This window comes from Actinotalea caeni, assembly GCF_009733795.1.
Lineage (GTDB): Bacteria > Actinomycetota > Actinomycetes > Actinomycetales > Beutenbergiaceae > Pseudactinotalea > Pseudactinotalea caeni.
Genome location: NZ_WNXX01000001.1, coordinates 283591 through 310469, shown reverse-complemented (window position 1 = coordinate 310469; position 26879 = coordinate 283591). Strand labels below are relative to the sequence as shown.

The window sequence follows — 26879 nt, the reverse complement described above, 5'->3', positions numbered from 1 at the left end:
CGTCGCGGTCGCGAGGCTGGTCGCATGACCACGGCTGCTCCCGCTCGTCCCGCCGTGACGCCACCATCCGCCGGCGCGCGCGACCGGTTCCTCGACCTCGTCCGGCTCGCTGCGATGGTGCTCGTCGTCGCCCAGCACTGGTTGCTGCCGATGCTCGTGCTCGACGGCGCGGCCGTCGTGCCCGAGCGCGCCGACGTGCTCGCCCACCTGTGGCCCGCCACCTGGGTCACGCAGGTGATGCCGCTGGTGTTCTTCACCTCCGGCGCCGCGACCGTGCTCAGCCTGCGCGGCCGAGCGGTGCCCGACGGCGCGTGGGTGTCGCGCCGGCTCGTGCGGCTCGTCGGCGGTCTCGTCGTGCTGGCCGCCGTCTGGCTGCCGCTGCCCCCGGTGCTGCTGGCCGCCGGGCTCGACCCCGAGCTGGTGAGCGTCGGCGGCCGCATGATCGGCGGGCTGCTGTGGTTCCTCGTCGTGCTCGTGCTCCTCACCGTGCTCACGCCTGTGCTGCTGCGGGTGGTCGACCGGTGCCGCGGCGTCGAGATCGGCGTCCTCGCGGCCGCGGCGGTCGGCGTCGACGTGCTGCGGTTCGGGCTCGGCTGGGAGGAGGCCGGCTACGTCAACGCCGTGCTCGTCTGGGCGGCCGTGCACGCTCTCGGCATGCACGCGGCCCGCGGCAGGCTCGGTCGGCTGCACGGCCGGTTTGCGGCGCTCGTGGGTCTCGCCGGCGTCGCGGCCCTCGGGCTGCTCGTCGTGCTCGGCCCCTACCCGGCCGCGATGATCGGGCTGCCGGGCACGACCGTGTCGAACATGAACCCGCCCTCGGCCGCGCTGCTCGCGCTCGCCGTCGGGCAGGTCGGGCTGCTGCACGCCCTGCGGGGACCGCTGACCCGGCTGGTCGAGCGTCCCGTGGTCGCGGCCGCCGTCGACCGCTGGGTGCCGCACACGATGGCGGTGTACCTGTGGCACACGCCCGCCGCGGTGGTGGTCGCGACCGGGATGGTGGCGCTCGGTGTCGAGGGGCACCCGGTGGGCAGCGCCGGCTGGTGGCTGATGGTGCCGGTGTGGCTGCTCGGCTCGGGTGCCGTGCTGGCCCTGAGCGTCGCCGCGACGCGCCGGTTCGCGCTGCGCGGCGCCGGTGTGACGGGCCGCCGGCTGGTCGGTGGTGCCGCGCTGGTCGTGCTCGGCGTGCTGGCGCTGACCGTCTCGGGGTTCGACCCGGCGCGGCTGCCGGCCCTGCACGGACCGCTCGTGGCGACCTGGGCGCTGGTCGCGGGAGCGCTGCTGCTCGGCGCGCACCCGGCTGGCGCACCGGGCCGTCGAACGGGCATGGTGGCGTGATGGCAGCCCCCACCGCGCCCCGTCCCGGTCGGTACGCGCGCGCGGCGCACGACACCGGGTTCCTGCTCGCGCAGCTGCCGCTGGCGATCGCCGGTTTCGTGCTGATGGTGCTCGTGCCCTCGCTCGGGGTGCCGCTGCTGGTGCTGGGGATCGGTGTCGTCGTCCTCGGCGGCCTGCTCACCGCGGTCAACGGCATCGGCGAGCTGACCCGGGACAGGCTGCGGGCGCACGGGCACCGGCTCGAGCAGGGCACGCGCCCGCCGCGGCCGGAGCGGCGCACCGTGTGGCGCCGATCGCTCGCGCGGATGCGGCACGGGCAGAGCTGGATGGACGTCTTCCGCGCGCTGCTCGACTTCCCGCTCTCGATCACCACCTTCGTGGTCACGGTCACGTGGTGGGTCGCGGGCGCGGCCGGTCTGCTCTACTGGTTCTGGGGCCGGTTCCTCCCCGTCGACGAGGACTCCCGCGGGCTCGCCTGGCTGCTGGGCCTCGACGGGCTCGTGCCGGAGTGGCTCGTCCAGCTCGCTGCCGGCGCTCTGCTGCTGCTCACCGCGCCGTGGGTCGTGCGGGCGTTGGTGATGGCGCACGTCGGGCTGGAGCGGTTCGCGCTGCTCGCCAGCCGCCCCGCGCGGCTGCGCGCCCGGATCGACGACCTCACCGCCAGCCGGGCGGCCGTCGTCGACGCAGAGTCGCAGGCGCTGCGTCGGATCGAGCGGGACCTGCACGACGGCCCGCAGCAGCGGCTCGTGCGGACCACGATGGACGTCCAGGCGGCGCTGCGGCGACTCGACGCCGGCGACCCCGAGGCCGCGCGCGAGCCGCTCGCGTCGGCCCTCGAGCAGGTGCAGGCCGGCCTCGGCGAGCTGCGCACGATGTCGCGCGGGATCGCGCCGCCGGTGCTGGCCGACCGGGGGCTGGCGGCCGCGATCACCTCGCTGGCGGGCCAGAGCCCGCTGCGGGTGCAGGTCGAGGTCAGGCTGCCCGAGGACCACCGGCACGGGTTCCAGCAGCAGACCGCCGCCTACTTCGTCGTGTCCGAGGCGCTCGCCAACGCCGCCAAGCACAGCGACGCCACGATCGTCCAGGTGCAGGTCGACGAGACCGCCGCGGGCACGCTGCGCGTGCGCGTGACCGACGACGGGCGCGGCGGCGCGCACCCCGCCAAGGGGCACGGGCTCGCCGGGCTCGCCGACCGGCTGGGCGGGGTCGACGGGCGGCTGGAGGTCGTCAGCCCCGAGGACGGCGGCACCACGGTGCTCGCGACGATCCCCGCCCCGTGACCTAGGCTCGGGTCTCGATGCGTGCCGTGCTCGCCGAGGACTCCCTGCTGCTGCGGGAGGGTCTCGTCCGCCTGCTCGACGAGGCGGGCTGCGAGGTCGTCGCCGCCGTCGACGACGGCGACGCCGCGGTCGCCGCCGTGGTCGAGCACCACCCCGACGTCGCGGTGCTCGACGTGCGGATGCCGCCGTCGTTCACCGACGAGGGGCTCCGCGCCGCGGTGCGGATCCGGTCCGAGGTGCCCGGGACGGCGGTGCTCGTGCTCTCGCAGTACGTCGAGCAGTCCTACGCGGCCGACCTGCTGGCGACCGGCGCCGGGGTCGGCTACCTGCTCAAGGACCGGGTCGCGGCGCTCGAGGAGCTCACCGACGCGCTGCGCCGGCTCGTCGAGGGCGGCACCGTGCTCGACCCGACCGTGGTCGCGCAGCTGTTCGCCGGCCGCCGCGCCCGGCCGCTGCAGCGGCTGACCGAGCGCGAGCGCGAGGTGCTCTCGCTCATGGCCCAGGGCCGCACCAACACCGCGATCGCGCGGATGCTGTTCATCACGCCGAAATCGGTCGAGAAGCACGTGTCGTCGATCCTCGACAAGCTCGACCTGCCGCCGTCGCCCGACGACCACCGGCGCGTGCTCGCCGTCATCGCCTGGCTCGACGACCCGGACACCTGACGGCTGTCGGCCCTGCGGGCTACCGTCGATCGATGGACACGCTCGCCAAGCACGTCAGGCACGCCGTGATCGAGACCGAGTTGCGACGGCTCGCCGAGGTGGTGGCGCAGGCCGACCCGCAGGCCCCCGTGCCGACGTGCCCGGGGTGGGACCTCGCCGACCTGCTCTACCACCTCACCGAGGTGCACACCTTCTGGTCCGCCGTGCTCGCCCGCGACCCTCGCGACGACGCGGCCGTCGAGGCGATCGAGGAGGACAAGCCCGCGCGCCCCGCGACGGTCGCCGAGCTGCTGCCGGTGCGCGAGGCCGCCACCGCGGCGCTGCTCGAGCAGCTGGGTGCGCTCGACGACGAGGTGCCGCGCTGGACCTGGTGGGACGCCGACCAGACCGCCGGCTTCACGCGCCGGATGCAGACCTACGAGGCCCGAAGTCCGGCAAGGAGTTCGACGAGCCACGCGCCGTCCGGCTGCACGACGGCGAGCCCACCGCGCGCGTGAGCGGCCCGGTCGAGCAGCTCGCCCGGTGGGCGTGGGTGCGCCGGCCCGAGGAGGGCGGCGTCGCCGTCACCGGCACCGAGACGGCGCTGGCGGCGATCGACCGGCTGATGGCGCAGGGCATCCAGTAGCGCCACCACCCGGGACCTGGGTCCCAGACCCGGTCCGTGGGCCGGCCCGATGCTGAGCCCATGAGAGTTCTCGTCGCCACAGCGTCCAAGCACGGCAGCACCCACGAGGTCGGCGCGCTCGTCGCCGACGAGCTGCGGCTCGCCGGCCACGAGGTCCGCACCGCCGACGCCGCGGTGCTCCTGGAGCTCGCCGACGTCGTCGACGAGCTGACCGACGTCGACGCCGCCGTGGTCGGCAGCCCCGTGTACGGCGCGCGCGTGCTGGCGCAGGGCAAGGCCGTGGCCGAGCGGCTCACGCGCACGCTCGCCGGGCCGGTGTGGGTCTTCGCCGTCGGGATCAAGAGCCCGACCGCCGACCCGCTGCGCCCCGCCGTCACGGCACCCGCGAGCGACGGCTACCGCGGTGCCCGCTACCCGGTGTTCGGCGGCGTCGTCGACACCCGGCGGCTCAGCGCGGCCGAGCGTGCGCTCATCGGCGCCGTGGGGGCCGCCGACCGCGACCGCCGCGACCCGGAGATGGTGCGCGCCTGGGCGCAGGCGGTGGCGTGCCGGCTCGCCGTGCAGGCTCAGGGCAGCAGCAGCACCTTGCCCGTGGTCTGACGCCCCTCGAGCGCCGTGTGCGCCGCCGCGGCGTCAACCAGCGGGAACGTCGCGCCGACCCGGAGGTCGACGACGCCGTCGGTCACCCAGCCCGACACCTGCTGCCAGCGACGCGCCCGCTCGTCGACGTCGGCGATGTAGTGCATCATCGTCGGCCGCGTGAGGAACAGCGAGCCGGCACGGTTGAGGCGTTGCGGGTCGAACGGCGGCACCGGACCGCTCGCGGCGCCGAACAGCACCAGCGTGCCGCGGCGACGCAGCGAGCCGAGAGAGCCGTCGAACGTGGCGCGCCCGACGCCGTCGTAGACGACGTGCACGCCCGCGCCGCCGGTGAGCTCGCGCACCGCGGCCGGGAGCTCGGTGGCGAGGTCGTCCATCCGGTCGTAGCGGATCACCTCGGCGGCGCCCGCCTCGCGCGAGAGGCGTTCCTTCTCGTCGGTCGAGGTCGTCGTGAGCACGCGCGCGCCGAGGTGCGCGGCGACCTGGGTGAGCAGCAGCCCGACGCCGCCCGCGCCCGCGGTCAGCAGCACGTCGTGGCCCTCCCGCAGGTGGAAGGCGCCGTCGACCAGCATGCTCACGGTGAGCCCCTGCAGCGGCAGCGCCGCGGCCGTGCGCAGGTCGAGGCCGTCGGGCACCGGGAGGGCGTGGTCGGCGTCGACCACGACGAGCTCGGCGTAGGAGCCCGTGACCGAGACCGCCCACGCGACGGCGTCGCCCACCGCCGGCGAGTCCACGCCGTCGCCGACCGCGACGACGGTGCCGGTGCCCTCGCCACCTGGACGGAACGGGTGCTCGACCTGGTAGGTGCCGCTGCGCTGGTAGGTGTCGATGAAGTTCAGCCCGATCGCCTCGGTCCGCACCAGCAGCTGGCCGGGACCGGGCACGGGGTCGGGGACCTCCACCTGCTCGAGAACCTCGGGACCACCGCTCGTCGCTGCCTCGATCGCTCGCACGTGTCCAACCTACCGACGCGTGTCCGCTACGGTCGGGCACGTGCCCGGACCGCTCGTCATCGCCGTCGACGTCGGGACCACCGCCACCAAGGTCGTCGCCTACGAGCCCAGCGGCCGGGCGGTCGCCGAGGCCGAGCGCGGCTACCCGCTGCACGCGCCGCACCCCGGCCACGCCGAGCAGGACCCCGAGCAGATCCGCGCGACCGTGGAGTCGCTGCTCGCCGAGGTGGTCGCGGCCGTCGGTCCCGGCCGGGTCGCGGGCGTCGCGCTGAGCTCGGCGATGCACACGCTGATGGCGCTCGACGGCGACGGGCGCCCGCTCACCGCGCTGACCTCGTGGGCCGACACGCGCGCCCAGGCCGAGGCCGACGAGCTCCGGGCGGGGCCGGGTCTCGCGCTGCACCGTCGCACCGGCACCCCCGTGCACCCGATGTCGCCGCTGGTGCGGCTGCGCTGGTTCGCGCGGCACGCGCCGCAGCTGTGCGACCGGGCGCGCTGGTGGTGCGGCGTCAAGGAGTACCTGCTGCTGCACCTCACCGGCCGGCTGGTCGTCGACCACTCGCTCGCCTCGGCCTCCGGGCTGCTCGACCTCGCGTCGCTGCGCTGGGACGCCGAGGCGCTCGCGCTCGCCGGCGTGACGGCCGAGCAGCTGCCCGAGCTCGTGCCGACCACCCAGGCGCTGCCGCTCGCCGCCGCCCCCGCCGCACGGGTCGGGCTGCCGACGGGCACGCCGGTCGTCGTCGGCGGCGGCGACGGGCCGCTCGCGAACCTCGGCGTCGGTGCCGTCCGCCCCGGCATGGCGGCGTGCTCGCTCGGCACGTCCGGGGCGCTGCGCGTCGTCGTCGACCGTCCGGTCGTCGACCCCGCCGGCCGGGTGTTCTGCTACGCGCTCGCGCCGGGGCTGTGGGTCGTCGGGGGAGCGGTCACCAACGGCGGGATCGTCATGCGGTGGGCGCTCGAGGCGCTCGCCCCGGACCTGGGCCCGGGCGCCGAGGAGGCGCTGCTGGCCCTGGCGGCGCAGGCACCGCCCGGCAGCGGCGGCCTGCTGATGGCGCCGTACCTCATGAGCGAGCGCGCCCCGCGGTGGACCTCGCTGGGGCGGGGCGCCTTCGTCGGGCTCACGCGCGAGCACGGCCGCCCGCACATGGTGCGCGCCGCGATCGAGGGCGTCGCGCTGCAGCTCGCGCTCGTGCTGGACTCGATGCGCGCCGCCGGGATCGCGGTCGACTCGGTGCGCGGCACGGGCGGCGTCATGCGCAGCGCGCTGTGGCAGCAGCTGCTCGCCGACGCCTTCGCGATGCCGCTCGACCTGCTGGACGGCCAGCAGGGGTCGGGCTACGGCGCCGCGATCCTGGGCATGAGGGCGCTGGGGATCGTCGACTCCCTCGAGGCGACCGCGGCCGCCGTGCGCGTGGTGCGGACGGTCGAGCCGGTGCCCGCGCACGTCGAGACCTACGCGCGGCTGCGGCCCGTGCTCGACGGCCTCTACGACGCGCTCGCCCCGACGTTCGCCGCGCTGCGTGCGCTCGACCTGCCGACCCTGCCGCCCCGCTGAGGGGCGGGCGGCTCAGCCCGCGCTGGGCGGCTGCGCGGGGTACTCGGCGGGCTCGCGGTCCAGCTCGCGCGCGAGCCGGGTGCGCCGCTCGATGACCCGGTCGCGCAGCTCGAGCATGTCGGCGAGCACGCGCTTGCGCTCGCGCTTGGCGAGCAGGTCGATGTAGAGGCGCCCGTTGGTGTGGTCGGTCTCGTGCTGCAGGCAGCGGGCGAAGTAGCCGGTGCCCTCGATCCGCAGCGGCGCGCCCTCGATGTCGGTGCCGGTGACGACGACGCGGCTGGGCCGGAACAGGTCCGCGCCCGGCCCGGGCACCGACAGGCAGCCCTCCTCGTGCTCGTTGGTGCCGGCCGAGGGGTCCACCTCGACGACCGGGTTGCAGATGTGGCCGACGTGCCGGGCGTCGTCGTCGGTGTCGGGCAGGTCGTAGACGAACAGCCGCAGGTCGACACCGACCTGGTTCGCCGCCAGCCCGACGCCCTCGGCGACCGCCATCGTCGTGAACATGTCGTCGACGAGCGTGCGCAGCTCGTCGGTCCCGAACATCTCCTCGGGGACGTCGGCGTTGCGCCGGTGCAGCACCTCCTCGCCGACCTCGGTCACGCGCAGCACCTTGCCGCGCAGGGTCTCCGGCGGCACCTCGGGGTAGTCGGAGACCTCGACACCCTGGACGAACGTTCGCATGGGAGCAGTCTTCCAGGTCGCGCGGGGTGCTCAGCCCGCCAGGGCGCTCACCCCGACCGTCCGTGCCGCCGCCCGCAGCGCCTGGTCGAGGTCGGCCTGCAGGTCCTCGACGGCCTCGAGCCCGACCGAGAGCCGCACGACGTTCGCGGCCGGTCGGGCGTCGGGCGCGACCGGGCGGTGCGTCAGCGCCGCCGGGTGCTGGGCGAGGGAGTCCACCCCGCCGAGCGAGACCGCGTGCGTGAACACGCGCAGCGCCTCGATCGTGGCGCGCGCGGCCTCGTAGCCGCCGCGCACCTCGATCGTGACCATCGCGCCGGTGCCGAGCAGCTGCCGGCCGACGACGCCGTCGGGGTCCTCGGCGAGCGCGGGGTGGTGCACGCGCTCGACGGCGGGGTGCTCGGTCAGCCACGTCGCGAGCGTCCGCGCCGAGGCCTCCTGGGCCCGGACGCGCGTCGGCAGCGTCGCCAGGCCGCGGTGCAGCAGGTAGCCGGCGAGCGGGTGCATCAGCCCGCCCGTGACCGCGCGGACCCGGCGCAGCGCGGCCGCCGTCTCGCGGTCGCACGCCACGACGCCGCCCACCACGTCGCCGTGGCCGCCGAGGTACTTGGTCGCGCTGTGCAGCGACATCCGGGCGCCCCAGCGCAGCGGCTGCTGCAGCACCGGCGTCGCGAACGTGTTGTCGACGAGCACCGGCACGTCGCCCGCCTGCTCGGCGACCGCCGCGACGTCGACGAGGTCCAGGGTCGGGTTCGCGGGCGTCTCGAGCACCACCAGACCGGTGTCGGGCCGGAGGGCGGACCGCACCGACCCCGGTGCGCAGAACGTCGTCTCGGTGCCGAGCAGGCCGCTCGCGAGCAGGTGGTCGGTGCCGCCGTAGAGCGGACGGACGGCGACGACGTGGCGCCGCCCGACGGCGGTCGTGGAGGCGAGCACGGCCGCCGTGACCGCGGCCATGCCGGAGGCGAAGGCGACCGCCGCCTCGGCACCCTCGAGCGCCGCCAGCGCGCCCTCGAAGCGCGCGACCGTCGGGTTCCACAGGCGCTGGTAGACCATGCCGCCCGCCGCCAGCGGCTCGCCGCCGAGCGCCATCGACTCGTACGAGTCGCCGCCGTGCTCGACGTCGAGCAGCGGATAGGTCGAGGACAGGTCGATCGGCGGCGCGTGCACACCCAGGGCTGCGAGGTCGTCGCGGCCCGCGTGCACGGCCAGGGTCTCGGGGCGCAGCGTCATGGCGCCAGCATGGGCGAGCGCGCAACCCGCAGCCACCTCGGTTGCACGTCGTGCAGCACGGGCTGCGATGATGCGTGGATCGCGCAACCGATGGAGCGGGGGAGGCGGCGGCATTGGCCGGAACGCAGGCGGAGACCGGGCTCGACCCGCTGGACCGGGCCATCCTGCTGGCCCTGGTCGAGGACGCGAGCACCACCAACAAGGCGCTCGCGCGCCGGCTCGGCGTCGCCGAGTCGACGTGCGCCTACCGGGTGCGCGCGCTGCGACGCCGCGGCGTGATCCGGGGCGCGACGGTGCGCCTGGACCCGGCCGCCCTCGGCAGCCCCGTGCAGGCGATGATCAAGGTGCGCCTCGGCAGCCACAGCCACGAGCACGTCAACACCCTCTACGACGCGCTGGCGGCGGTGCCGGGCGCGCTGCAGGTCTTCCACGTCGCCGGTGCCGACGACTTCTACCTGCACGTCGCGGCGGCCGACGCGCTCGCGCTGCGGGACCTGGTGCTCAACCACATCACGACGCACCGCGTCGTACGTCAGACCGAGACCCACCTGGTGTTCGACCACCGCGAGGGAGCGGGCCTGCTGCCCCGGTGAGCCCCGCGGGCCCGACCGGCGCCGGGGCGGACCCGGGGCAGCAGGACGGCGTCGGCTCAGCTGCTCGACTCGACGGTCGCGGGAGCCTCCTCGTGCGTGATCTCGCGCGGGCCGGCGCTGTGCTCGACGGCGATCTTGCGCGGCTTCGCGCGGTCCGCGATCGGGATGCTCAGCGACAGCACGCCGTTCTCGTAGGTCGCGTGGATCGCGTCCATGTCGATGTCACGACCCAGGGCGAGCTGACGCGTGAAGCGACCGGCCGGGCGCTCCTGGGCCAGCCAGCGGGCACCCTCCGCCGCGCCGATCGTGCGCTCGGCCGCGATCGTCAGGGTGCTGCCGTCCACGTCGAGGTCGATCGAGCCCGGGTCGACGCCGGGCAGGTCGACGTTGACGACGTAGTGGTCGTCCACCCGGTACAGGTCCATCGGCATCCAGCTGGCGGCGCGAGTGACGCCGTCACCGGTGAGCAGCCGGGCCGTCAGCCGGTCCATCTCACGGAAGGGGTCGAAGGTCAGTGCCACAACCACCACCTCCTTGCAGATCCGGCGGGCGCCGCACCCTGCGGCGTCCCGGCGTGTCGTGGCGTCGTCGCCCCTGCGAGGCAGTGCCCCGAGGGGCATCTCAAGATTAGCACTCGAGTGCATCGAGTGCTAAGTCCAGCGCATGGCGTAGCGTGGTGAACGAGGCTCGGATGTATACTTATGCGAGTGACTGCAAGTCTTGCGATCGCCGGGGCCTCCGGCTACGCCGGCGGCGAGGTGCTCCGACTGCTCCTCGACCACCCCGAGATCGAGATCGGCGCCCTGACGGCGCACTCGAACGCGGGTGAGCCCGTCCTCTCCGCGCACCCGCACCTCGCGGCGCACCCGGCGCTCGCCGGCCGCACGTTCGCCGAGACCACGGCGCAGAACCTCGCCGGGCACGACGTCGTCGTGCTCGCGCTGCCGCACGGCGCCTCCGGCAGGGTCGCCGCCGAGCTCGAGGCGCTCAGCGCGCCCGGTGCCGGCCCGCTGATCCTCGACTGCGGTGCCGACCACCGCCTCGTCGACGCCGCAGCCTGGCGCGAGTACTACGGCTCCGAGCACGCCGGCACCTGGACGTACGGGCTCCCGGAGCTGATCCTCGCGGCCGAGGGCGACTCCCGGCTGACCCGCCAGCGCGAGGTGCTGCCCGGCACGACCCGGGTCGCCGTCCCCGGGTGCAACGTCACCGCGGTCACGCTCGGGCTGCAGCCCGGGGTCGCGACCGGTCTCGTCGACACCACCGACGTCGTCGCGGTGCTCGCGGTCGGGTACTCCGGGGCCGGCAAGGCTGCCAAGACCCACCTGCTCGCGTCCGAGGGCCTGGGCAGCGCGGTGCCGTACGCGGTCGGCGGCAGCCACCGGCACATCCCCGAGATCGTGCAGAACCTCGGCGCCGCCGGCGCGGGCGAGGTCCGGATCTCCTTCACCCCCGTGCTCGTCCCGATGGCGCGCGGCATCCTCGCGACGACGACGGCGCCGCTGGCCGCCGGCGTCTCCGCCGCCTCGGTGCGCGCCGCGTGGGAGGCGTACTACGCCGACGAGCCGTTCGTGCGGCTGCTGCCGGAGGGGCAGTGGCCGACCAGCGGCGCGACCACGGGCGCGAACACCGCGCTCGTGCAGGTCGCCGTCGACGCCAAGGCGGGCCGCGTCGTCACGGTCTGCGCGATCGACAACCTCGTCAAGGGCACCGCGGGCGGCGCGGTGCAGTCGATGAACCTGGCGCTGGGCCTGCCCGAGACGCTCGGTCTGCCGACGACCGCCGTCGCCCCCTGATCGGAGGACGCGTGACCGTCACCAGCCCGAAGGGCTTCCGCGCCGCCGGCGTCACCGCCGGTCTCAAGGCGTCGGGCCGTCCCGACCTGGCGCTCGTCGTCAACGACGGGCCCGAGCACGTCGCCGCGGCCGTGTTCACGTCCAACCGGGTGGTCGGCCACCCGGTCACGTGGTCGCGGCAGGCGGTGTCCGACGGCGTGGCGCACGCCGTCGTGCTCAACTCCGGCGGGGCGAACGTGTGCACCGGGCCCGAGGGGTTCCTCGACACCCACCGCACCGCCGAGACGGTCGCGGCCGCGCTCGGCGTCTCCGCCGCCGACGTGCTCGTCGCCTCGACCGGGCTCATCGGCGAGCGGCTGCCGATCGACCGGCTCCTCGCCGGCATCGACCCGCTGGTCGCCGACCTCTCCGACGACGGCGGCCCGCGTGCCGCCGAGGCGATCATGACCACCGACACCGTGCCGAAGCAGGCCGCGGCCGAGCGCGAGGGCTGGACCGTGGGCGGCATCGCCAAGGGTGCAGGCATGCTCGCGCCCGCGCTCGCGACGATGCTGGTCGTGCTGACGACCGACGCCGTCGTGGACGCCGCCGACGCCGAGGCCGCGCTGCGCGCGGCGACCCGCACCACGTTCGACCGGATCGACTCCGACGGCGCGATGTCGACGTCGGACACCGTCGTGCTGCTCGCCTCCGGTGCGAGCGGTGTCGCGCCCGACCGCGACGAGCTCACCGCCGCCGTCACCGAGGTGTGCGCGACGCTGGCCCGGGCGCTCCTCGCCGACGCCGAGGGCGCCTCTCACGACGTCGCCGTGGAGGTGGTCGGTGCCGACAGCGAGGAGGCCGCCGTCGCCGTCGCGCGCGCGGTCACCCGCTCCAACCTCGTCAAGACCGCGATCTTCGGCAACGACCCCAACTGGGGGCGCATCCTCGCCCAGGTCGGTACCGTGCCGGAGACGGTCGCCGCCTTCGAGCCCGACGCGATCGACGTGTCGATCAACGGCGTGATGGTCTGCCGGGCCGGCGGGGCGCACGAGCCGCGTGACGCCGTCGACCTCGCGAGCGCACGAGAGGTGCACATCCTGATCGACCTGCACGCCGGCGACCACGCCGCCACCGTCTGGACCAACGACCTCACGCACGCCTACGTCCACGAGAACAGCGCCTACTCCACATGAGCGACCAGCCCCCGGGCAGCGACCCGGCGACCACCTTCGACCCCGCCACCGATCTTCTGCCGGACCAGAAGGCCGAGGTGCTCATCCAGGCGCTGCCCTGGCTGGAGCGCTTCGCCGGCGCGGTCGTCGTCATCAAGTTCGGCGGCAACGCGATGGTCGACGCCGACCTCGAGCGGGCGTTCGCCGAGGACATCCGGTTCTTCCGCTACGTCGGCCTGCAGCCCGTCGTCGTGCACGGCGGCGGACCGCAGATCAGCGCGATGCTGGAGCGGCTGGAGATCGCCAGCGAGTTCCGCGGCGGGCTGCGCGTGACCACGCCCGAGGCGATGGACGTCGTCCGGATGGTCCTCACCGGGCAGGTGCAGCGCAAGCTCGTCAACATGCTCAACGTCAACGAGGCGCTCGCGGTCGGGATGTCGGGGGAGGACGCCGGGCTGCTCGGCGCCCGGCGGCGCACCGCCGTCGTCGACGGCGAGGAGGTCGACGTCGGCCTGGTCGGCGACGTCGTGCGCGTCAACGCCCACATCCTCAAGGGCATCCTCGACGCCGGCCGCATCCCGGTGGTCTCGACGATCGCCCCCGACGTCGACAACCCCGGCGACGTCCTCAACGTCAACGCCGACACCGCCGCCGCCGCGATCGCGGTCGCGCTGCGCGCCCGCAAGCTCGTCGTGCTCACCGACGTCGAGGGGCTCTACCTCGACTGGCCCGACACCTCCTCGCTCGTGCGCCGGATCGTCGCGTCCGACCTCGAGGCGCTGCTGCCGTCGCTGCAGGCCGGCATGGTGCCCAAGGTCGAGGCGTGCCTGCGCGCGGTGCGCGGCGGCGTGCACCGCGCGCACATCGTCGACGGGCGTCGTCCGCACTCGCTGCTGCTGGAGATCTTCACCGCCGAGGGCATCGGCACGATGGTCAGCCCCGAGGGGCCGGAAGGGAGCGAGTCGTGAGCGAGGTGCTCGGCGTCACCGCGCAGGCCGGCGAGGTCGAGTGGCAGCGCCGCTACGGCAGCGCGCTCATGAACACCTTCGGGCCGCCGCAGCGGGTGCTGGTCCGCGGCGAGGGCTGCTACGTGTGGGACTCCGAGGGCACGCGCTACCTCGACCTGCTCGCGGGCATCGCCGTCAACGCGCTCGGCCACGCCCACCCGACGCTCACCGGTGCGATCGGCGCGCAGCTGAACACGCTGGGCCACATCTCGAACTTCTTCGCCTCGCCGACGCAGATCGCGCTCGCCGAGCGGCTGCTGCAGCTCGTCGTGCCCGGCGGCGCGCCCGAGGGGTCGCGGGTGTTCTTCACCAACTCGGGCACCGAGGCGATGGAGGCCGCCGTCAAGCTCGCGCGCAAGCACGGCGGCACCGAGCGGCCCCGGCTGCTCGCGCTCGAGGGCGGCTTCCACGGGCGCTCGCTGGGCGCGCTGTCCCTCACGCACAAGGCCGCCTACAAGGAGCCCTTCGGGGCGATGCCGGTCGACGTCGTGCACCTGCCGTTCGGCGACGTCGCCGCGCTCGAGGAGGCGTTCGCGGGCGACGTCGGCATCGCGGCCCTGGTCGTCGAGCCGGTGCAGGGCGAGGCCGGCGTGCGGCCGCTGCCGCCCGGCTACCTGGTGCGGGCGCGCGAGCTCACCCGCGAGCACGGTGCGCTGCTCGTGCTCGACGAGGTGCAGTCCGGCATGGGGCGCACGGGCGCCTGGATGGCCCACCACCACCCCGAGATCGGCGGCGGTGCGGTGCCCGACGTCGTCGCGCTGGCCAAGGGGCTGGGCGGCGGCTTCCCCGTCGGGGCGCTCGTCGCCCTCGGCGAGGGGCCCGCGAGCGTGCTGACCCCCGGCACGCACGGGACGACGTTCGGCGGCAACCCGGTGGCCGCCGCCGCGGGCCTGGCCACGATCCACGTCATCGAGCGCGACGGCCTGCTGGACGCGGTCACCGAGCGCGGCGAGCAGCTGCGCACCGGCGTCGAGGCGCTCGACCACCCGCTGGTGGCGGGCGCCCGGGGCGTCGGCCTGCTGCTCGCGATCGAGCTCACCGCACCCGTGGCCCCCGACGTGGCGCGGGCGGCGCTCGACGCCGGCTACGTCGTCAACGCGGTCGCGCCGACCGCGATCCGGCTCGCACCGCCCTACGTCCTCAGCCAGGCGCAGGCCGCGGACTTCCTCGCCGACCTGCCCGCCGTCCTCGACTCCGTGAGGTCCTCATGAGCACCGTCCGCCACTTCCTCGCCGACGACGACCTGAGCACCGACGAGCAGCGCGAGGTGCTCGAGCTCGCGCTGCGGCTCAAGGCCGACCGGTTCGCCGAGCGCCCGCTCGCGGGGCCGCGCTCGGTCGCGATCATCTTCGACAAGCCGACGCTGCGCACCCAGGTGTCCTTCACCGCGGGCATCAGCGAGCTCGGCGGCTACCCGATGCTCGTCGACGGCGGGCTCGCCCGCATCGGCGTGCGCGAGTCGGTGCCCGACGTCGCCCGCGTCCTCGGCCGGCAGGTCGCCGCGATCGTGTGGCGCACCTACGAGCAGAGCCGGATCGAGGAGATGGCCGAGCACGCGGGCGTGCCGGTCGTCAACGCGCTCACCGACGACTACCACCCGTGCCAGGGGCTCGCCGACCTGCTGACGATCGCCGAGCACACCGGCGGGCTCGCGCCGTCGGGCCCCGCGCTCGCCGGGCGCTCGCTGGCCTACGTGGGCGACGGCGCCAACAACATGGCCCACACCTACCTGCTCGCGGGCGCGCGTGCGGGCATGGACGTCCGCGTCGGTGCGCCGGACGGCTACCGGCCCGCCCCGGGGATCGTGGCGCGCGCCGAGGAGATCGCCGCCGGCACCGGCGGCCGTGTGACGATCACCGGTTCCGCCCAGGAGGCCGTGCAGGGCGTGACCGCCGTCGTCACCGACACCTGGGTGTCGATGGGGCACGAGGAGCAGGCCGCCGAGCGCGAGACCCCGTTCCTGCCGTACCGGCTCGACGCCGACCTGCTCGCGCACGCCGCACCCGAGGCGGTCGTGCTGCACTGCCTGCCGGCCTACCGCGGCAAGGAGATCACCGCCGAGGTCCTCGACGGGCCGCGGTCGGTCGTGTGGGACGAGGCCGAGAACCGGCTGCACGCGCAGAAGGCGATCCTCACGTGGCTGCTCACCCGCCGATGAGCGCGCCCGCGACCAAGCCGGCGCGGCACGCACTCATCCGCCGCGTCGTCAGCAGCCGCGCGGTGCACAGCCAGGCCGAGCTGCTCGACGCGCTCGCGCAGGAGGGCGTCGCCGTCACGCAGGCGACGCTGTCGCGCGACCTCGAGGAGCTGCGCGCCCACAAGGTCCGCACCGCCGACGGGTCGCTCCAGTACGCGCTGCCCGCGGAGGGCACGACGGCGCCCGCGAGCAGCCCGGGCGCCGAGCAGCTCGCCGCCCGGCTCGGCCGGCTGTGCGCCGAGCTGCTGGTGAGCGCGGCGGCGTCGGGCAACATGGTCGTGCTGCGCACGCCGCCGGGTGCCGCGCAGTTCCTCGCCTCGGCGATCGACGAGTCGGTGATGCCGCAGGTGCTCGGCTCGATCGCGGGCGACGACACCGTGCTCGTGATCACGACCGATCCCGACGGCGGAGCCGCGACCGCGGCGCGATTCCTCGCGCTCGCCGAGGGCGAGCGCGACCAGGACGGACGGCAGGACGGGGAGCAGGCATGAGCGGGAACGAGCAGGGGCGGGTCAGCCTGTGGGGCGGCCGGTTCGCCGGCGGCCCCGCCGACGCGCTGGCCGCGCTGAGCGTCTCGACGCACTTCGACTGGCGGCTCGCCCGCCACGACATCACGGGATCCCGCGCGCACGCCCGGGTGCTGCACCGCGCCGGGCTGCTGAGCGACGAGGAGCTCGACGGCATGCTCGCCGCGCTCGACCGGCTCGACGCCGACGTCGCCTCGGGCGCCTTCGGCCCCGCGCCCGACGACGAGGACGTGCACACCGCGCTCGAGCGCGGGCTCATCGAGCGCGCCGGTCCCGAGCTCGGCGGCAAGCTCCGTGCAGGCCGCTCGCGCAACGACCAGATCGCCACCCTCGTGCGGATGTACCTGCGCGAGGAGGCGCGCCGGCTCTCCGGTCTCGTGCTCGACGTCGTCGACGCCCTGTGCGAGCAGGCCGCCGCGCACCCGGACGCGCCGATGCCGGGCCGCACCCACATGCAGCACGCCCAGCCGGTGCTGCTCGCGCACACCCTGCTCGCGCACGCGTGGCCGCTGCTGCGCGACGTCGACCGGCTGCGGGACTGGGACGTCCGCGCCGCGCGCTCGCCGTACGGGTCGGGCGCGCTCGCCGGCTCCTCGCTCGGTCTCGACCCGGCCGCCGTCGCGGACGAGCTGGGCTTCGACGGCCCGGTGCAGAACTCCCTGGACGGGACCGCGGCGCGCGACGTCGTCGCCGAGTTCGCGTTCGTGGCGGCGATGATCGGCGTCGACCTGTCGCGGCTGGCGGAGGACGTCGTGATCTGGGCGACGAAGGAGTTCTCGTTCGTCACGCTCGACGACGCCTACTCGACAGGGTCGAGCATCATGCCGCAGAAGAAGAACCCCGACGTCGCCGAGCTCGCGCGCGGCAAGGCGGGTCGCCTGATCGGCGACCTCGCCGGCCTGCTCGCGACGCTGAAGGGGCTGCCGCTGGCCTACAACCGCGACCTGCAGGAGGACAAGGAGCCGGTGTTCGACGCCGTCGACACCCTCTCGCTGGTGCTGCCGGCGATGGCCGGCATGGTCGCGACGCTGCGGTTCGACACCGACCGGCTGGCCGAGCTGGCGCCGCAGGGGTTCTCGCTCGCGACCGACGTCGCCGAGTGGCTGGTGCGCCAGGGCGTGCCGTTCCGGGTCGCGCACGAGGCCGCCGGCGCGTGCGTGCAGGCGTGCGAGCGGCACGACCCGCCGATCGAGCTCCACGAGCTGAGCGACGACGAGCTCGCCGCCATCCACCCGGCCCTGACGCCCGCGGTGCGCGAGGTGCTCACGGTCGCCGGGTCGCTCGCCTCCCGCGACGCCGTCGGCGGCACCGCGCCCGCACGCGTGGCCGAGCAGCTGGCCGAGGCGCGCGCGCAGGCCGAGGCGCGGCGCGCGGGGCTCGCCGCGACGCGATGACGCCCGCGCAGGCCGTGCTGGACCTCGCCGCCCGGCGCGGCCCGCGCTGCGGCGACGTCACGGTCGTGCTCGTCGACGGACCGGCCGGGTCGGGCAAGACGACGCTCGCGGCCGCGCTCGAGGACGCGGCGGGGGAGCGCGGCACCGGGTGCACGGTCGTGCACATGGACGACCTCTACGCGGGCTGGCAGGGGCTGCGCGAGGGCGGCGCGGCGCTGACGGCGCTGCTGCGCGACCTCGCCGCCGGCGCCCCGGCGGGCTACCGCCGCTACGACTGGGTCGCCGACCGCTACGCCGAGACCGTGCCGGTGCCGCCGGTCGCGCTGCTCGTCGTCGAGGGCGTCGGCAGCGCCCGCACCGAGCACCTGGACTGCGTCAGCGTGCTCGTCTGGGTCGAGGAGCCGGATGCCGAGGAGCGGGTGCGGCGCGGGCTCGCGCGCGACGGCGCGGCGGCCGAGCCGCACTGGCGGCGCTGGATGGTCGAGGAGGCCGAGCTGTTCGCCGAGGTCGGCACGCGGGCGCGGGCCGACGTCGCCGTCGACGGTGCCGGGCGGCTGGTGGCGACGTCGTGATCGACCTGACGCGTCGCGCGCTGCAGGTGGCACCCGAGCTGCTCGGCGCGCACCTGACCTCGCGGGTCGGCGGCGAGCAGGTGACGGTCCGGCTCGTCGAGGTCGAGGCGTACGAGGGCACCGACGACCCGGCCTCGCACGCCTACCGGGGCGAGCGGCCCCGCAACCGGGTGATGTTCGGGCCGGCCGGGCACCTGTACGTGTACCGGCACATGGGGCTGCACCACTGCGCGAACCTCGTCGTCGGCACCGAGGGCACGGCGTCCGCCGTGCTGCTGCGGGCGGCGGAGGTGGTCGACGGCGCCGACGTCGCCTGGCGCCGACGGCTGGCCTCGGGCGTGTGCCGCCACGAGCGTGACCTCGCGCGCGGCCCGGCCCGGCTCGCCGTCGTGCTGGGCCTGACCCGCGAGCACGACGGGCTGGCGGTCGGCACCGGTGGCGACGGGCTCGTGACGATCGAGGCTGCGCCGTCGGGCACCGCGATCGCGACCGGGCCGCGGGTCGGCATCGCCGGTGCAGGCGCGGAGGCGGCGTCGTGGCCGTGGCGGTTCTGGGTCGCCGGTGACCGGCACGTGTCCGCGACTCGTTAGGCTCGCCGAGGGCAAGGAGCCCGACGGGCCTGCCGCCCGTGACGCAAGGGAAGACCGACTCGTGACCGACATCCTGTCCGAGCTCCGCTGGCGCGGGCTCATCGCGCAGACCACCGACGCCGAGGCGCTCGCCGAGGCGCTGGCCGCGGGACCGGTCACGTACTACTGCGGCTTCGACCCGACCGCGCCGAGCCTGCACCACGGCCACCTCGTGCAGCTGGTGCTCATGCGGCACCTGCAGAGGGCCGGGCACCGGCCGCTCGCGCTCGTCGGTGGTGCGACCGGCATGATCGGCGACCCCCGCATGTCGGGGGAGCGGGTGCTCAACGACAAGGAGACCGTCGCCGCCTGGACCGACCGGCTGCGCGCCCAGATCGAGCGGTTCCTCGACTTCTCGGGCGACAACGCAGCCCGGATGGTCAACAACCTCGACTGGACCGCCGAGCTGTCGGCGATCGACTTCCTCCGCGACATCGGCAAGCACTACCGGCTCGGCACGATGCTCGCCAAGGAGACCGTCGCACGGCGGCTGGCGTCCGAGGAGGGCATCTCTTTCACCGAGTTCAGCTACCAGATCCTGCAGGGCAACGACTTCCGCGAGCTGTTCCGGCGGTACGGCTGCACGCTGCAGACCGGCGGCAACGACCAGTGGGGGAACCTGCTCTCCGGCGTCGACCTCGTCCACAAGGCCGAGGGCGCGCGCGTGCACGCGATGACGACGCCGCTCATCACCAAGGCCGACGGCACCAAGTTCGGCAAGACCGAGGGCGGCGCCGTCTGGCTCGCGCCGGACATGATGAGCCCCTACGCGTTCTTCCAGTTCTGGCTGAACACGGCCGACGCCGACGTCGTGGGCTACCTCAAGGTGTTCACGTTCCTCGACCGCGAGCGGATCGGCGAGCTGGAGGCGGCGGTCGCCGAGCGGCCGCAGGCGCGCGAGGCGCAGCGCGTCCTCGCCCGCGAGGTGACGACGCTCGTGCACGGCGCCGACGCGTGCGAGCGCGTCGAGGCCGCCTCCGCCGCGCTGTTCGGACGGGGTGACCTCCGCACGCTCGACGAGGGCACGCTGGCCGACGCGGTCGCCGAGGTCCCGCGCGGGCGGGTGACCGCCGGCGAGACGACGATCGTCGACGCTCTGGTCGCCACCGGTCTGTCCAGCAGCCGCAGCGAGGCCCGCCGCACCGTCGGCGACGGCGGCGCCTACCTCAACAACGAGAAGATCACCGACCCCGACCGCGTGATCGGTGCCGAGGACCTCCTCGCCGGCGGTGTCGCCCTCGTGCGCCGCGGCCGCCGCAACCTCGCCGTCGCGACGACGCAGGGCTGAGTCGCGCGCCTGCCGGTGGCCGTCCACGACGGTCGCCGGTGGGTGTTGTCCCTGTGCGCGTGGGGCCCCCTCCCGCCGAGTTCGTGCCGCCGCGCCGAGTTCGGACGGTGCACGGTGCGAGCTCGACGGCACGGTCCGAACTCGACGGCAGCGTGTGGGCTCGGGCTCGGTCGCTGGCGGTTCGTCACGCGCCCGTCGCGCGCTCGACCGCTGGTGCACGTGGGGCCACCCTGTCGCTCGACGCCTCGTGGGCACCGGCTCTGGTCCCGGCTGGTGGCGTACGCGAGACCGTCCCTGCCGCTCGGTCGTCCTGCGCCCGCGCACCAGGTCCTGCCCTCGGCGGTCGCGTACGCGGGGCCGCCCGGTGCGCGCTCGCCTGTCGCTCGCTCCTCCCGTCCGGCACTCCTGCGTCGCCGTACGTAGCGATCGCCGCCCTGACGATCACGGCTCCTGCCCCGGAGCGGCCGCGCTACGTGCCGCCGGACCCCCGTGCTGCACCAGCGTCGGCCTCGCACCGCGGCGTCGAGGTCGCCCGCTGCAGCCCGCACCTGCCAGGGCACGGGCTCGACGCCGAGAGAGCAGCGAGGCCGGCCGGGGCTGCGGCCGGTGGCGCGGGCGCGGGCGCCGGCTCGTCGAACCCGTGCGCAGGACTGCAGCATCGGATGGACGCCGAGCCGGAACGCGTGTCGCGCAGAACCGGAGAGCGTCGTGCTGTTCCGTCGCGGCACGGAGCCGGCTGCGGGTGGGGACCGGCACGACCGGCAGACGTCGTGCGGGAGTGACCCAGGTCTCACCAGGGGTTGCGCGGCTCACCGGCCTCCATGCCGCACCGACGGCCCCGAAGCCGGAGAGGACGCCACCTGGCCCGATCGGGCATTTGCCCAGGTCAGAGGCCTGCGGCGCTGCTGGCTGGACTGCGGCGCCCGGCGCGACACGCCCGAGATGCAGGGCGATTTGACCCTGCGGCCCGACCCCCGTAATGTTCTTCTCGTTGCGCCCCACGGGGGAGGAACGGACGGCCTCGATCTCGAGGACACGGCCGGTCCCCGAAGCGGAGCAGCGATCGGATCCAGAAGGTCCAGGATCACGCCGATGAGGCGCGACCAGGATCAGAGGATCCAGCCTCAGAGCTTGACCGTCAGGCTAGCGGACGAGGCGGAGCGCCCGGTGTGACCGGGACCGCATCCCGCCGAGTTGACGAGCCGGGCGAGCAAGATCTAAGGTAGAGAGGTTGCCCCAGACAACGGCCTAGCGGCCGGCGGTGGTGCGCGTCCGCTCCTTGAGAACTCAACAGTGTGTCAAAAATCGATGCCAAATAATACCCCGATGGGTATGGCATCCGGCGCAGCATCAGCTGAACGGTGTCAGACCCTGAAGGATTCCTTTTGGACGAATGGAAACGCCAAGTTTCCGTTCTGCCAAGATCGATACGGCTCCTCGGAGCCGCTTCGTAATGTCGAAGCCGCCTCGGTGGCCTCGTAAGACATCAACGGAGAGTTTGATCCTGGCTCAGGACGAACGCTGGCGGCGTGCTTAAAACATGCAAGTCGAACGGTGAAGCTCGGAGCTTGCTCTGAGCGGATCAGTGGCGAACGGGTGAGTAACACGTGAGTAACCTGCCCTGGACTCTGGAATAACCTCGGGAAACCGAGGCTAATACCGGATACGAGACGCACAGGCATCTGTAGCGTCTGGAAAGATTTATCGGTCCAGGATGGACTCGCGGCCTATCAGCTTGTTGGTGGGGTAACGGCCTACCAAGGCGACGACGGGTAGCCGGCCTGAGAGGGTGACCGGCCACACTGGGACTGAGACACGGCCCAGACTCCTACGGGAGGCAGCAGTTGGGAATATTGCACAATGGGCGCAAGCCTGATGCAGCGACGCCGCGTGAGGGATGACGGCCTTCGGGTTGTAAACCTCTTTCAGCAGGGAAGAAGCGAAAGTGACGGTACCTGCAGAAGAAGCACCGGCTAACTACGTGCCAGCAGCCGCGGTAATACGTAGGGTGCAAGCGTTGTCCGGAATTATTGGGCGTAAAGAGCTCGTAGGCGGTTTGTCGCGTCTGCTGTGAAATCCCGAGGCTCAACCTCGGGCCTGCAGTGGGTACGGGCAGACTAGAGTGTGGTAGGGGAGACTGGAATTCCTGGTGTAGCGGTGGAATGCGCAGATATCAGGAGGAACACCGATGGCGAAGGCAGGTCTCTGGGCCACTACTGACGCTGAGGAGCGAAAGCATGGGGAGCGAACAGGATTAGATACCCTGGTAGTCCATGCCGTAAACGTTGGGCACTAGGTGTGGGGCTCGTTCCACGAGTTCCGTGCCGCAGCAAACGCATTAAGTGCCCCGCCTGGGGAGTACGGCCGCAAGGCTAAAACTCAAAGGAATTGACGGGGGCCCGCACAAGCGGCGGAGCATGCTGATTAATTCGATGCAACGCGAAGAACCTTACCAAGGCTTGACATATACCGAAAACTCATGGAGACATGGGGTCCGCAAGGGCGGTATACAGGTGGTGCATGGTTGTCGTCAGCTCGTGTCGTGAGATGTTGGGTTAAGTCCCGCAACGAGCGCAACCCTCGTCCTATGTTGCCAGCGCGTTATGGCGGGGACTCATAGGAGACTGCCGGGGTCAACTCGGAGGAAGGTGGGGATGAGGTCAAATCATCATGCCCCTTATGTCTTGGGCTTCAAGCATGCTACAATGGCCGGTACAAAGGGCTGCGATACCGCAAGGTGGAGCGAATCCCAAAAAGCCGGTCTCAGTTCGGATTGGGGTCTGCAACTCGACCCCATGAAGTCGGAGTCGCTAGTAATCGCAGATCAGCAACGCTGCGGTGAATACGTTCTCGGGCCTTGTACACACCGCCCGTCACGTCATGAAAGTCGGTAACACCCGAAGCCAGTGGCCCAACCCCTTGTGGGAGGGAGCTGTCGAAGGTGGGACTGGCGATTGGGACGAAGTCGTAACAAGGTAGCCGTACCGGAAGGTGCGGCTGGATCACCTCCTTTCTAAGGAGCATCTGGCGCTCGGGCTCGCTCGAGCGTCCAGGCCCACAACGCAGGCGAACGACCTGCGGTGGAGCTCATGGGTGGAACATCGATTAGTTGGCGGCGCACCACGGCGCCGGCTCAGTACGACCCTTCGGGGTCTGGAACAGCCGAAGCCGGGAGCATCGCCTGACACACTGTTGGGTCCTGAGGGAACGGGCACACGCTCGGCAACCTCGGACTGTCGGTCCGTCACGACCAGTCGAACCGCTCCGGACGGGGCAGGCGCTGGTACGCACGGAACCGCCCGTAGCTTGAGAACTGCACAGTGGACGCGAGCATCTTTGATTTTTGTGGTCAAGTTATTAAGAGCAATCGGTGGATGCCTTGGCATCAGGAGCCGAAGAAGGACGTAGCAGCCTGCGATAAGCCTCGGGGAGTCGGCAAGCGGACCGTGATCCGAGGATTTCCGAATGGGGAAACCCGGCTGGAGTCATTTCCAGTCACCCTCGCCTGAACACATAGGGCGAGCGGAGGGAACGTGGGGAAGTGAAACATCTCAGTACCCACAGGAAGAGATATTCCGTGAGTAGTGGCGAGCGAAAGCGGAACAGGCCAAACCATGTGCGTGCCAAAGCCGGCAGGCGTTGCGCATGTGGGGTTGAGGGACTCATCAGCATCTGCTGCCGCGGATGCAGAGAGTTACAAAGTCTCGTGATAGTCGAATGGCATTGAAAGGCCAAGCACAGAGGGTGCCACTCCCGTAGACGAAATCGCGTGACCTCTCGATGAGGATCCCAAGTAGCACGGGGCCCGAGAAATCCCGTGTGAATCTGCCAAGACCACTTGGTAAGCCTAAATACTACCTGATGACCGATAGCGGACAAGTACCGTGAGGGAAAGGTGAAAAGTACCCCGGGAGGGGAGTGAAATAGTACCTGAAACCGATTGCTTACAATCCGTCGGAGCCTCCATAGCAGGGGTGACGGCGTGCCTTTTGAAGAATGAGCCTGCGAGTTAGCGGTACGTGGCGAGGTTAACCCGTGTGGGGAAGCCGTAGCGAAAGCGAGTCCGAACAGGGCGACACAGTCGCGTGCCCTAGACCCGAAGCGGAGTGATCTATCCATGGCCAGGTTGAAGCGCGGGTAAGACCGCGTGGAGGACCGAACCGACCTAGGTTGAAAACTGGGCGGATGAGCTGTGGATAGGGGTGAAAGGCCAATCAAACTCCGTGATAGCTGGTTCTCCCCGAAATGCATTTAGGTGCAGCGTCACGCGTTTCTTGCCGGAGGTAGAGCTACTGGATGGCCGATGGGCCCCACAAGGTTACTGACGTCAACCAAACTCCGAATGCCGGTAAGTGAGAGCGTGGCAGTGAGACTGCGGGGGATAAGCTTCGTAGTCGAGAGGGAAACAGCCCAGACCACCAACTAAGGCCCCAAAGCGTATGCTAAGTGGGAAAGGATGTGGAGTTGCACAGACAACCAGGAGGTTGGCTTAGAAGCAGCCACCCTTGAAAGAGTGCGTAATAGCTCACTGGTCAAGTGATTCTGCGCCGACAATGTAACGGGGCTCAAGCATACCGCCGAAGTTGTGGCATTCACACTGTTGCTCGGTCGCCGGCTCTCGAGCCAGCGATCCAGGCGTGTGGATGGGTAGGGGAGCGTCGTGTGGCGAGTGAAGCGGCGGAGTGATCCAGCCGTGGACGCCACACGAGTGAGAATGCAGGCATGAGTAGCGAATGACGGGTGAGAAACCCGTCCGCCGAATGACCAAGGGTTCCAGGGCCAGGTTAATCCGCCCTGGGTAAGTCGGGACCTAAGGCGAGGCCGACAGGCGTAGTCGATGGACAACGGGTTGATATTCCCGTACCGGCGAAGAACCGCCCATACCGAATCCGGTGATGCTAAGCGCCCGAAGCTCTCACCGGTCTCTTCGGAGACCACCGAGAGTGGAGCGCGCGACCCGAACCGGTAGTAGGTAAGCGTATTAACAGGGGTGACGCAAGAAGGTAGCCCAGCGTGTCTTATGGCTTGGCACGTCCAAGGTCGTAGGGCGAGGTGTAGGCAAATCCGCACCTCATGAAGCCTGAGAACTGATGGTGACAGCGAATGCTGGATGATTGGGTGATCCTATGCTGCCAAGAAAAGCCTCGGCGCGAGGTTCTAGCCGCCCGTACCCTAAACCGACTCAGGTGGTCAGGTAGAGAATACCAAGGCGATCGAGAGAATCGTGGTTAAGGAACTCGGCAAAATGCCCCCGTAACTTCGGGAGAAGGGGGGCCTGAGGCGTGAACACACTTGCTGTGGGAGCGTTTGAGGGCCGCAGAGACCAGGGAGAAGCGACTGTTTACTAAAAACACAGGTCCGTGCGAAGTCGCAAGACGATGTATACGGACTGACGCCTGCCCAGTGCTGGAAGGTTAAGAGGACGGGTCAGCCTCGTAAGAGGCGAAGCTCAGAATTTAAGCCCCAGTAAACGGCGGTGGTAACTATAACCATCCTAAGGTAGCGAAATTCCTTGTCGGGTAAGTTCCGACCTGCACGAATGGCGTAACGACTTCTCCGCTGTCTCAACCGCGAACTCGGCGAAATTGCACTACGAGTAAAGATGCTCGTTACGCGCAGCAGGACGGAAAGACCCCGGGACCTTTACTATAGCTTGGTATTGGTGTTCGGTACGGCTTGTGTAGGATAGGTGGGAGACTGTGAAGCGGGCACGCCAGTGTCTGTGGAGTCATCGTTGAAATACCACTCTGGTCGTTCTGGACATCTAACCTCGGTCCGTAATCCGGATCAGGGACATTGCCTGGTGGGTAGTTTAACTGGGGCGGTTGCCTCCTAAAATGTAACGGAGGCGCTCAAAGGTTCCCTCAATCTGGTTGGCAATCAGATTTCGAGTGTAAGTGCACAAGGGAGCTTGACTGTGAGACTGACAAGTCAAGCAGGGACGAAAGTCGGAACTAGTGACCCGACGGTGGCTTGTGGAAGCGCCGTCGCTCAACGGATAAAAGGTACCCCGGGGATAACAGGCTGATCTTGCCCAAGAGTCCATATCGACGGCATGGTTTGGCACCTCGATGTCGGCTCGTCGCATCCTGGGGCTGGAGTTGGTCCCAAGGGTTGGGCTGTTCGCCCATTAAAGCGGTACGCGAGCTGGGTTTAGAACGTCGTGAGACAGTTCGGTCCCTATCCGCTGCGCGCGTTGGAGATTTGAGAAGGGCTGTCCCTAGTACGAGAGGACCGGGACGGACTAACCTCTGGTGTGCCAGTTGTTCTGCCAAGAGCACGGCTGGTTGGCTACGTTGGGAAGGGATAACCGCTGAAAGCATCTAAGCGGGAAGCTCGCTTCAAGATGAGATCTCCATGGGGCTTGCCCCGAGAGGCTCCCAGTAGACGACTGGGTTGATAGGCCGGATGTGGAAGCGAGGACGAAAGACTCGTGAAGCTGACCGGTACTAATATGCCGATGACTTACCACATACACACTTCATATGTATGCTACGCGTCCACTGTGCGGTTCCCGAGATACGGTCGGGAACACCGATTGACATCTCCATAGAGTTACGGCGGCCATAGCGAGGGGGAAACGCCCGGATCCATTCCGAACCCGGAAGCTAAGCCCCTCAGCGCCGATGGTACTGCGTGGGAGACTGCGTGGGAGAGTAGGTCACCGCCGGACATCCTTTCGACAAGGGCCGCCCCGTTCCGGGGCGGCCCTTGTTGTATGTCTAGGCTGTCTTGCCGGCGCGACCGCGCCGCCGAACGAGGAGTGCACACATGACGTCGGAACCCGAGCAGCACGAC

22 protein-coding genes and 3 rRNA genes are annotated in these 26879 nt (G+C 71.5%); 21 read left to right on the top strand and 4 right to left on the bottom strand.

Annotation, left to right across the window (positions count from 1 at the left end; genetic code table 11):
• Positions 1 to 24 precede the first annotated feature (24 nt).
• The 6 genes from GPA02_RS01435 to GPA02_RS01415 are packed head-to-tail and all read left to right on the top strand — an operon-like array spanning position 25 to position 4505.
• Positions 25 to 1335 carry an acyltransferase family protein gene (locus GPA02_RS01435; protein WP_156198043.1) on the top strand — a complete coding sequence of 437 codons (1311 nt, stop codon included), beginning with the start codon at positions 25 to 27 and terminating at the stop codon, positions 1333 to 1335.
• Complete coding sequence (locus GPA02_RS01430) at positions 1335 to 2615, top strand: sensor histidine kinase (protein ID WP_156198042.1); 1281 nt, start codon at positions 1335 to 1337, stop codon at positions 2613 to 2615. The genes GPA02_RS01435 and GPA02_RS01430 overlap by 1 nt, the downstream gene beginning before the upstream one ends.
• Positions 2616 to 2632: 17 nt before the next feature.
• Positions 2633 to 3280, top strand: a complete 648-nt coding sequence (locus tag GPA02_RS01425; protein WP_156198041.1) for a response regulator transcription factor — start codon at positions 2633 to 2635, stop codon at positions 3278 to 3280.
• A gap of 32 nt (positions 3281 to 3312) precedes the next feature.
• Positions 3313 to 3777 (top strand): maleylpyruvate isomerase N-terminal domain-containing protein, encoded by a 465-nt coding sequence (locus GPA02_RS01420; RefSeq protein ID WP_156198040.1) that lies wholly within the window; start codon positions 3313 to 3315, stop codon positions 3775 to 3777.
• Positions 3774 to 3905, top strand: coding sequence for a hypothetical protein (locus GPA02_RS19405; RefSeq protein WP_275689708.1), 132 nt, complete (start codon positions 3774 to 3776; stop codon positions 3903 to 3905). Before GPA02_RS01420 ends, GPA02_RS19405 begins: the two co-directional genes overlap by 4 nt.
• 60 nt (positions 3906 to 3965) lie before the next feature.
• Positions 3966 to 4505: a flavodoxin domain-containing protein gene (locus tag GPA02_RS01415; protein ID WP_156198039.1), complete on the top strand. Its 540-nt coding sequence runs from the start codon at positions 3966 to 3968 to the stop codon at positions 4503 to 4505.
• Here GPA02_RS01415 and GPA02_RS01410 read toward each other — a convergent pair.
• Positions 4472 to 5458 (bottom strand): quinone oxidoreductase family protein, encoded by a 987-nt coding sequence (locus GPA02_RS01410; RefSeq protein WP_156198038.1) that lies wholly within the window; start codon positions 5456 to 5458, stop codon positions 4472 to 4474. The two genes, GPA02_RS01415 and GPA02_RS01410, sit on opposite strands and share 34 nt — an antisense overlap.
• Positions 5459 to 5498: 40 nt before the next feature.
• Here GPA02_RS01410 and GPA02_RS01405 point away from each other — a divergent pair, with 40 nt between their 5' ends.
• Positions 5499 to 7013, top strand: a complete 1515-nt coding sequence (locus tag GPA02_RS01405) for a gluconokinase (protein ID WP_156198037.1) — start codon at positions 5499 to 5501, stop codon at positions 7011 to 7013.
• A gap of 12 nt (positions 7014 to 7025) precedes the next feature.
• Here GPA02_RS01405 and def read toward each other — a convergent pair whose 3' ends face one another.
• Both def and GPA02_RS01395 read right to left on the bottom strand, forming a co-directional pair.
• The gene (gene def, locus GPA02_RS01400; protein WP_156198036.1) at positions 7026 to 7694 is read right to left on the bottom strand and encodes a peptide deformylase; all 669 of its coding nucleotides are present in this window, start codon (positions 7692 to 7694) and stop codon (positions 7026 to 7028) included.
• Between the two features lie 30 nt (positions 7695 to 7724).
• Positions 7725 to 8924, bottom strand: a complete 1200-nt coding sequence (locus GPA02_RS01395; RefSeq protein WP_156198035.1) for a trans-sulfuration enzyme family protein — start codon at positions 8922 to 8924, stop codon at positions 7725 to 7727.
• Between the two features lie 113 nt (positions 8925 to 9037).
• Between GPA02_RS01395 and GPA02_RS01390 the strand changes: the two genes are divergently transcribed.
• The gene (locus GPA02_RS01390; protein WP_156198034.1) at positions 9038 to 9517 is read left to right on the top strand and encodes an Lrp/AsnC family transcriptional regulator; all 480 of its coding nucleotides are present in this window, start codon (positions 9038 to 9040) and stop codon (positions 9515 to 9517) included.
• 56 nt (positions 9518 to 9573) lie between these two features.
• Here GPA02_RS01390 and GPA02_RS01385 read toward each other — a convergent pair whose 3' ends face one another.
• Positions 9574 to 10038, bottom strand: coding sequence for an Hsp20/alpha crystallin family protein (locus GPA02_RS01385; protein WP_204986462.1), 465 nt, complete (start codon positions 10036 to 10038; stop codon positions 9574 to 9576).
• 186 nt (positions 10039 to 10224) lie between these two features.
• Here GPA02_RS01385 and argC point away from each other — a divergent pair, with 186 nt between their 5' ends.
• The 13 genes from argC (at position 10225) to rrf (ending at position 26754) form a co-directional block, all read left to right on the top strand.
• Entirely contained in the window at positions 10225 to 11313 is a 1089-nt protein-coding gene (gene argC, locus GPA02_RS01380; RefSeq protein WP_204986461.1) for an N-acetyl-gamma-glutamyl-phosphate reductase, read from the top strand.
• 11 nt (positions 11314 to 11324) lie between these two features.
• Positions 11325 to 12488: a bifunctional glutamate N-acetyltransferase/amino-acid acetyltransferase ArgJ gene (argJ, locus tag GPA02_RS01375; RefSeq protein ID WP_156198031.1), complete on the top strand. Its 1164-nt coding sequence runs from the start codon at positions 11325 to 11327 to the stop codon at positions 12486 to 12488.
• Positions 12485 to 13435, top strand: a complete 951-nt coding sequence (gene argB / locus GPA02_RS01370) for an acetylglutamate kinase (protein WP_156198030.1) — start codon at positions 12485 to 12487, stop codon at positions 13433 to 13435. The genes argJ and argB overlap by 4 nt, the downstream gene beginning before the upstream one ends.
• Positions 13432 to 14685 carry an acetylornithine transaminase gene (locus GPA02_RS01365; RefSeq protein ID WP_420809345.1) on the top strand — a complete coding sequence of 418 codons (1254 nt, stop codon included), beginning with the start codon at positions 13432 to 13434 and terminating at the stop codon, positions 14683 to 14685. The genes argB and GPA02_RS01365 overlap by 4 nt, the downstream gene beginning before the upstream one ends.
• Positions 14682 to 15632: an ornithine carbamoyltransferase gene (argF, locus tag GPA02_RS01360; protein ID WP_156198029.1), complete on the top strand. Its 951-nt coding sequence runs from the start codon at positions 14682 to 14684 to the stop codon at positions 15630 to 15632. The genes GPA02_RS01365 and argF overlap by 4 nt, the downstream gene beginning before the upstream one ends.
• On the top strand, positions 15629 to 16162 hold the full coding sequence (locus GPA02_RS01355) for an arginine repressor (protein ID WP_156198151.1): 534 nt from the start codon (positions 15629 to 15631) through the stop codon (positions 16160 to 16162). Before argF ends, GPA02_RS01355 begins: the two co-directional genes overlap by 4 nt.
• Positions 16159 to 17592: an argininosuccinate lyase gene (gene argH, locus GPA02_RS01350; protein ID WP_156198028.1), complete on the top strand. Its 1434-nt coding sequence runs from the start codon at positions 16159 to 16161 to the stop codon at positions 17590 to 17592. Before GPA02_RS01355 ends, argH begins: the two co-directional genes overlap by 4 nt.
• Positions 17589 to 18164, top strand: coding sequence for a uridine kinase family protein (locus GPA02_RS01345; protein WP_170296818.1), 576 nt, complete (start codon positions 17589 to 17591; stop codon positions 18162 to 18164). Before argH ends, GPA02_RS01345 begins: the two co-directional genes overlap by 4 nt.
• Positions 18161 to 18754, top strand: coding sequence for a DNA-3-methyladenine glycosylase (locus GPA02_RS01340; protein ID WP_156198027.1), 594 nt, complete (start codon positions 18161 to 18163; stop codon positions 18752 to 18754). Before GPA02_RS01345 ends, GPA02_RS01340 begins: the two co-directional genes overlap by 4 nt.
• Before the next feature lie 61 nt (positions 18755 to 18815).
• Complete coding sequence (gene tyrS, locus GPA02_RS01335; protein ID WP_156198026.1) at positions 18816 to 20081, top strand: tyrosine--tRNA ligase; 1266 nt, start codon at positions 18816 to 18818, stop codon at positions 20079 to 20081.
• A 1486-nt stretch (positions 20082 to 21567) separates the two neighbouring features.
• A 16S ribosomal RNA gene (locus GPA02_RS01330) occupies positions 21568 to 23094 on the top strand.
• Between the two features lie 334 nt (positions 23095 to 23428).
• Positions 23429 to 26553 (top strand): 23S ribosomal RNA (locus tag GPA02_RS01325).
• Positions 26554 to 26637: 84 nt separating this feature from the next.
• Positions 26638 to 26754: ribosomal RNA gene (gene rrf, locus GPA02_RS01320) — 5S ribosomal RNA — on the top strand.
• The 16S, 23S and 5S rRNA genes sit together here, the layout of an rRNA operon.
• Positions 26755 to 26879: the final 125 nt, after the last annotated feature.

Bases quoted from the DNA above. Each gene is read 5' to 3' on its own strand.
- GPA02_RS01435 (WP_156198043.1), top strand. From the start codon at position 25: ATGACCACGGCTGCTCCCGCTCGTCCCGCCGTGACGCCACCATCCGCC.
- GPA02_RS01430 (WP_156198042.1), top strand. From the start codon at position 1,335: ATGGCAGCCCCCACCGCGCCCCGTCCCGGTCGGTACGCGCGCGCGGCG.
- GPA02_RS01425 (WP_156198041.1), top strand. From the start codon at position 2,633: ATGCGTGCCGTGCTCGCCGAGGACTCCCTGCTGCTGCGGGAGGGTCTC.
- GPA02_RS01420 (WP_156198040.1), top strand. From the start codon at position 3,313: ATGGACACGCTCGCCAAGCACGTCAGGCACGCCGTGATCGAGACCGAG.
- GPA02_RS01415 (WP_156198039.1), top strand. From the start codon at position 3,966: ATGAGAGTTCTCGTCGCCACAGCGTCCAAGCACGGCAGCACCCACGAG.
- def (WP_156198036.1), bottom strand. From the start codon at position 7,694: ATGCGAACGTTCGTCCAGGGTGTCGAGGTCTCCGACTACCCCGAGGTG.
- GPA02_RS01395 (WP_156198035.1), bottom strand. From the start codon at position 8,924: ATGACGCTGCGCCCCGAGACCCTGGCCGTGCACGCGGGCCGCGACGAC.
- argB (WP_156198030.1), top strand. From the start codon at position 12,485: ATGAGCGACCAGCCCCCGGGCAGCGACCCGGCGACCACCTTCGACCCC.
- argF (WP_156198029.1), top strand. From the start codon at position 14,682: ATGAGCACCGTCCGCCACTTCCTCGCCGACGACGACCTGAGCACCGAC.
- GPA02_RS01355 (WP_156198151.1), top strand. From the start codon at position 15,629: ATGAGCGCGCCCGCGACCAAGCCGGCGCGGCACGCACTCATCCGCCGC.
- argH (WP_156198028.1), top strand. From the start codon at position 16,159: ATGAGCGGGAACGAGCAGGGGCGGGTCAGCCTGTGGGGCGGCCGGTTC.
- GPA02_RS01345 (WP_170296818.1), top strand. From the start codon at position 17,589: ATGACGCCCGCGCAGGCCGTGCTGGACCTCGCCGCCCGGCGCGGCCCG.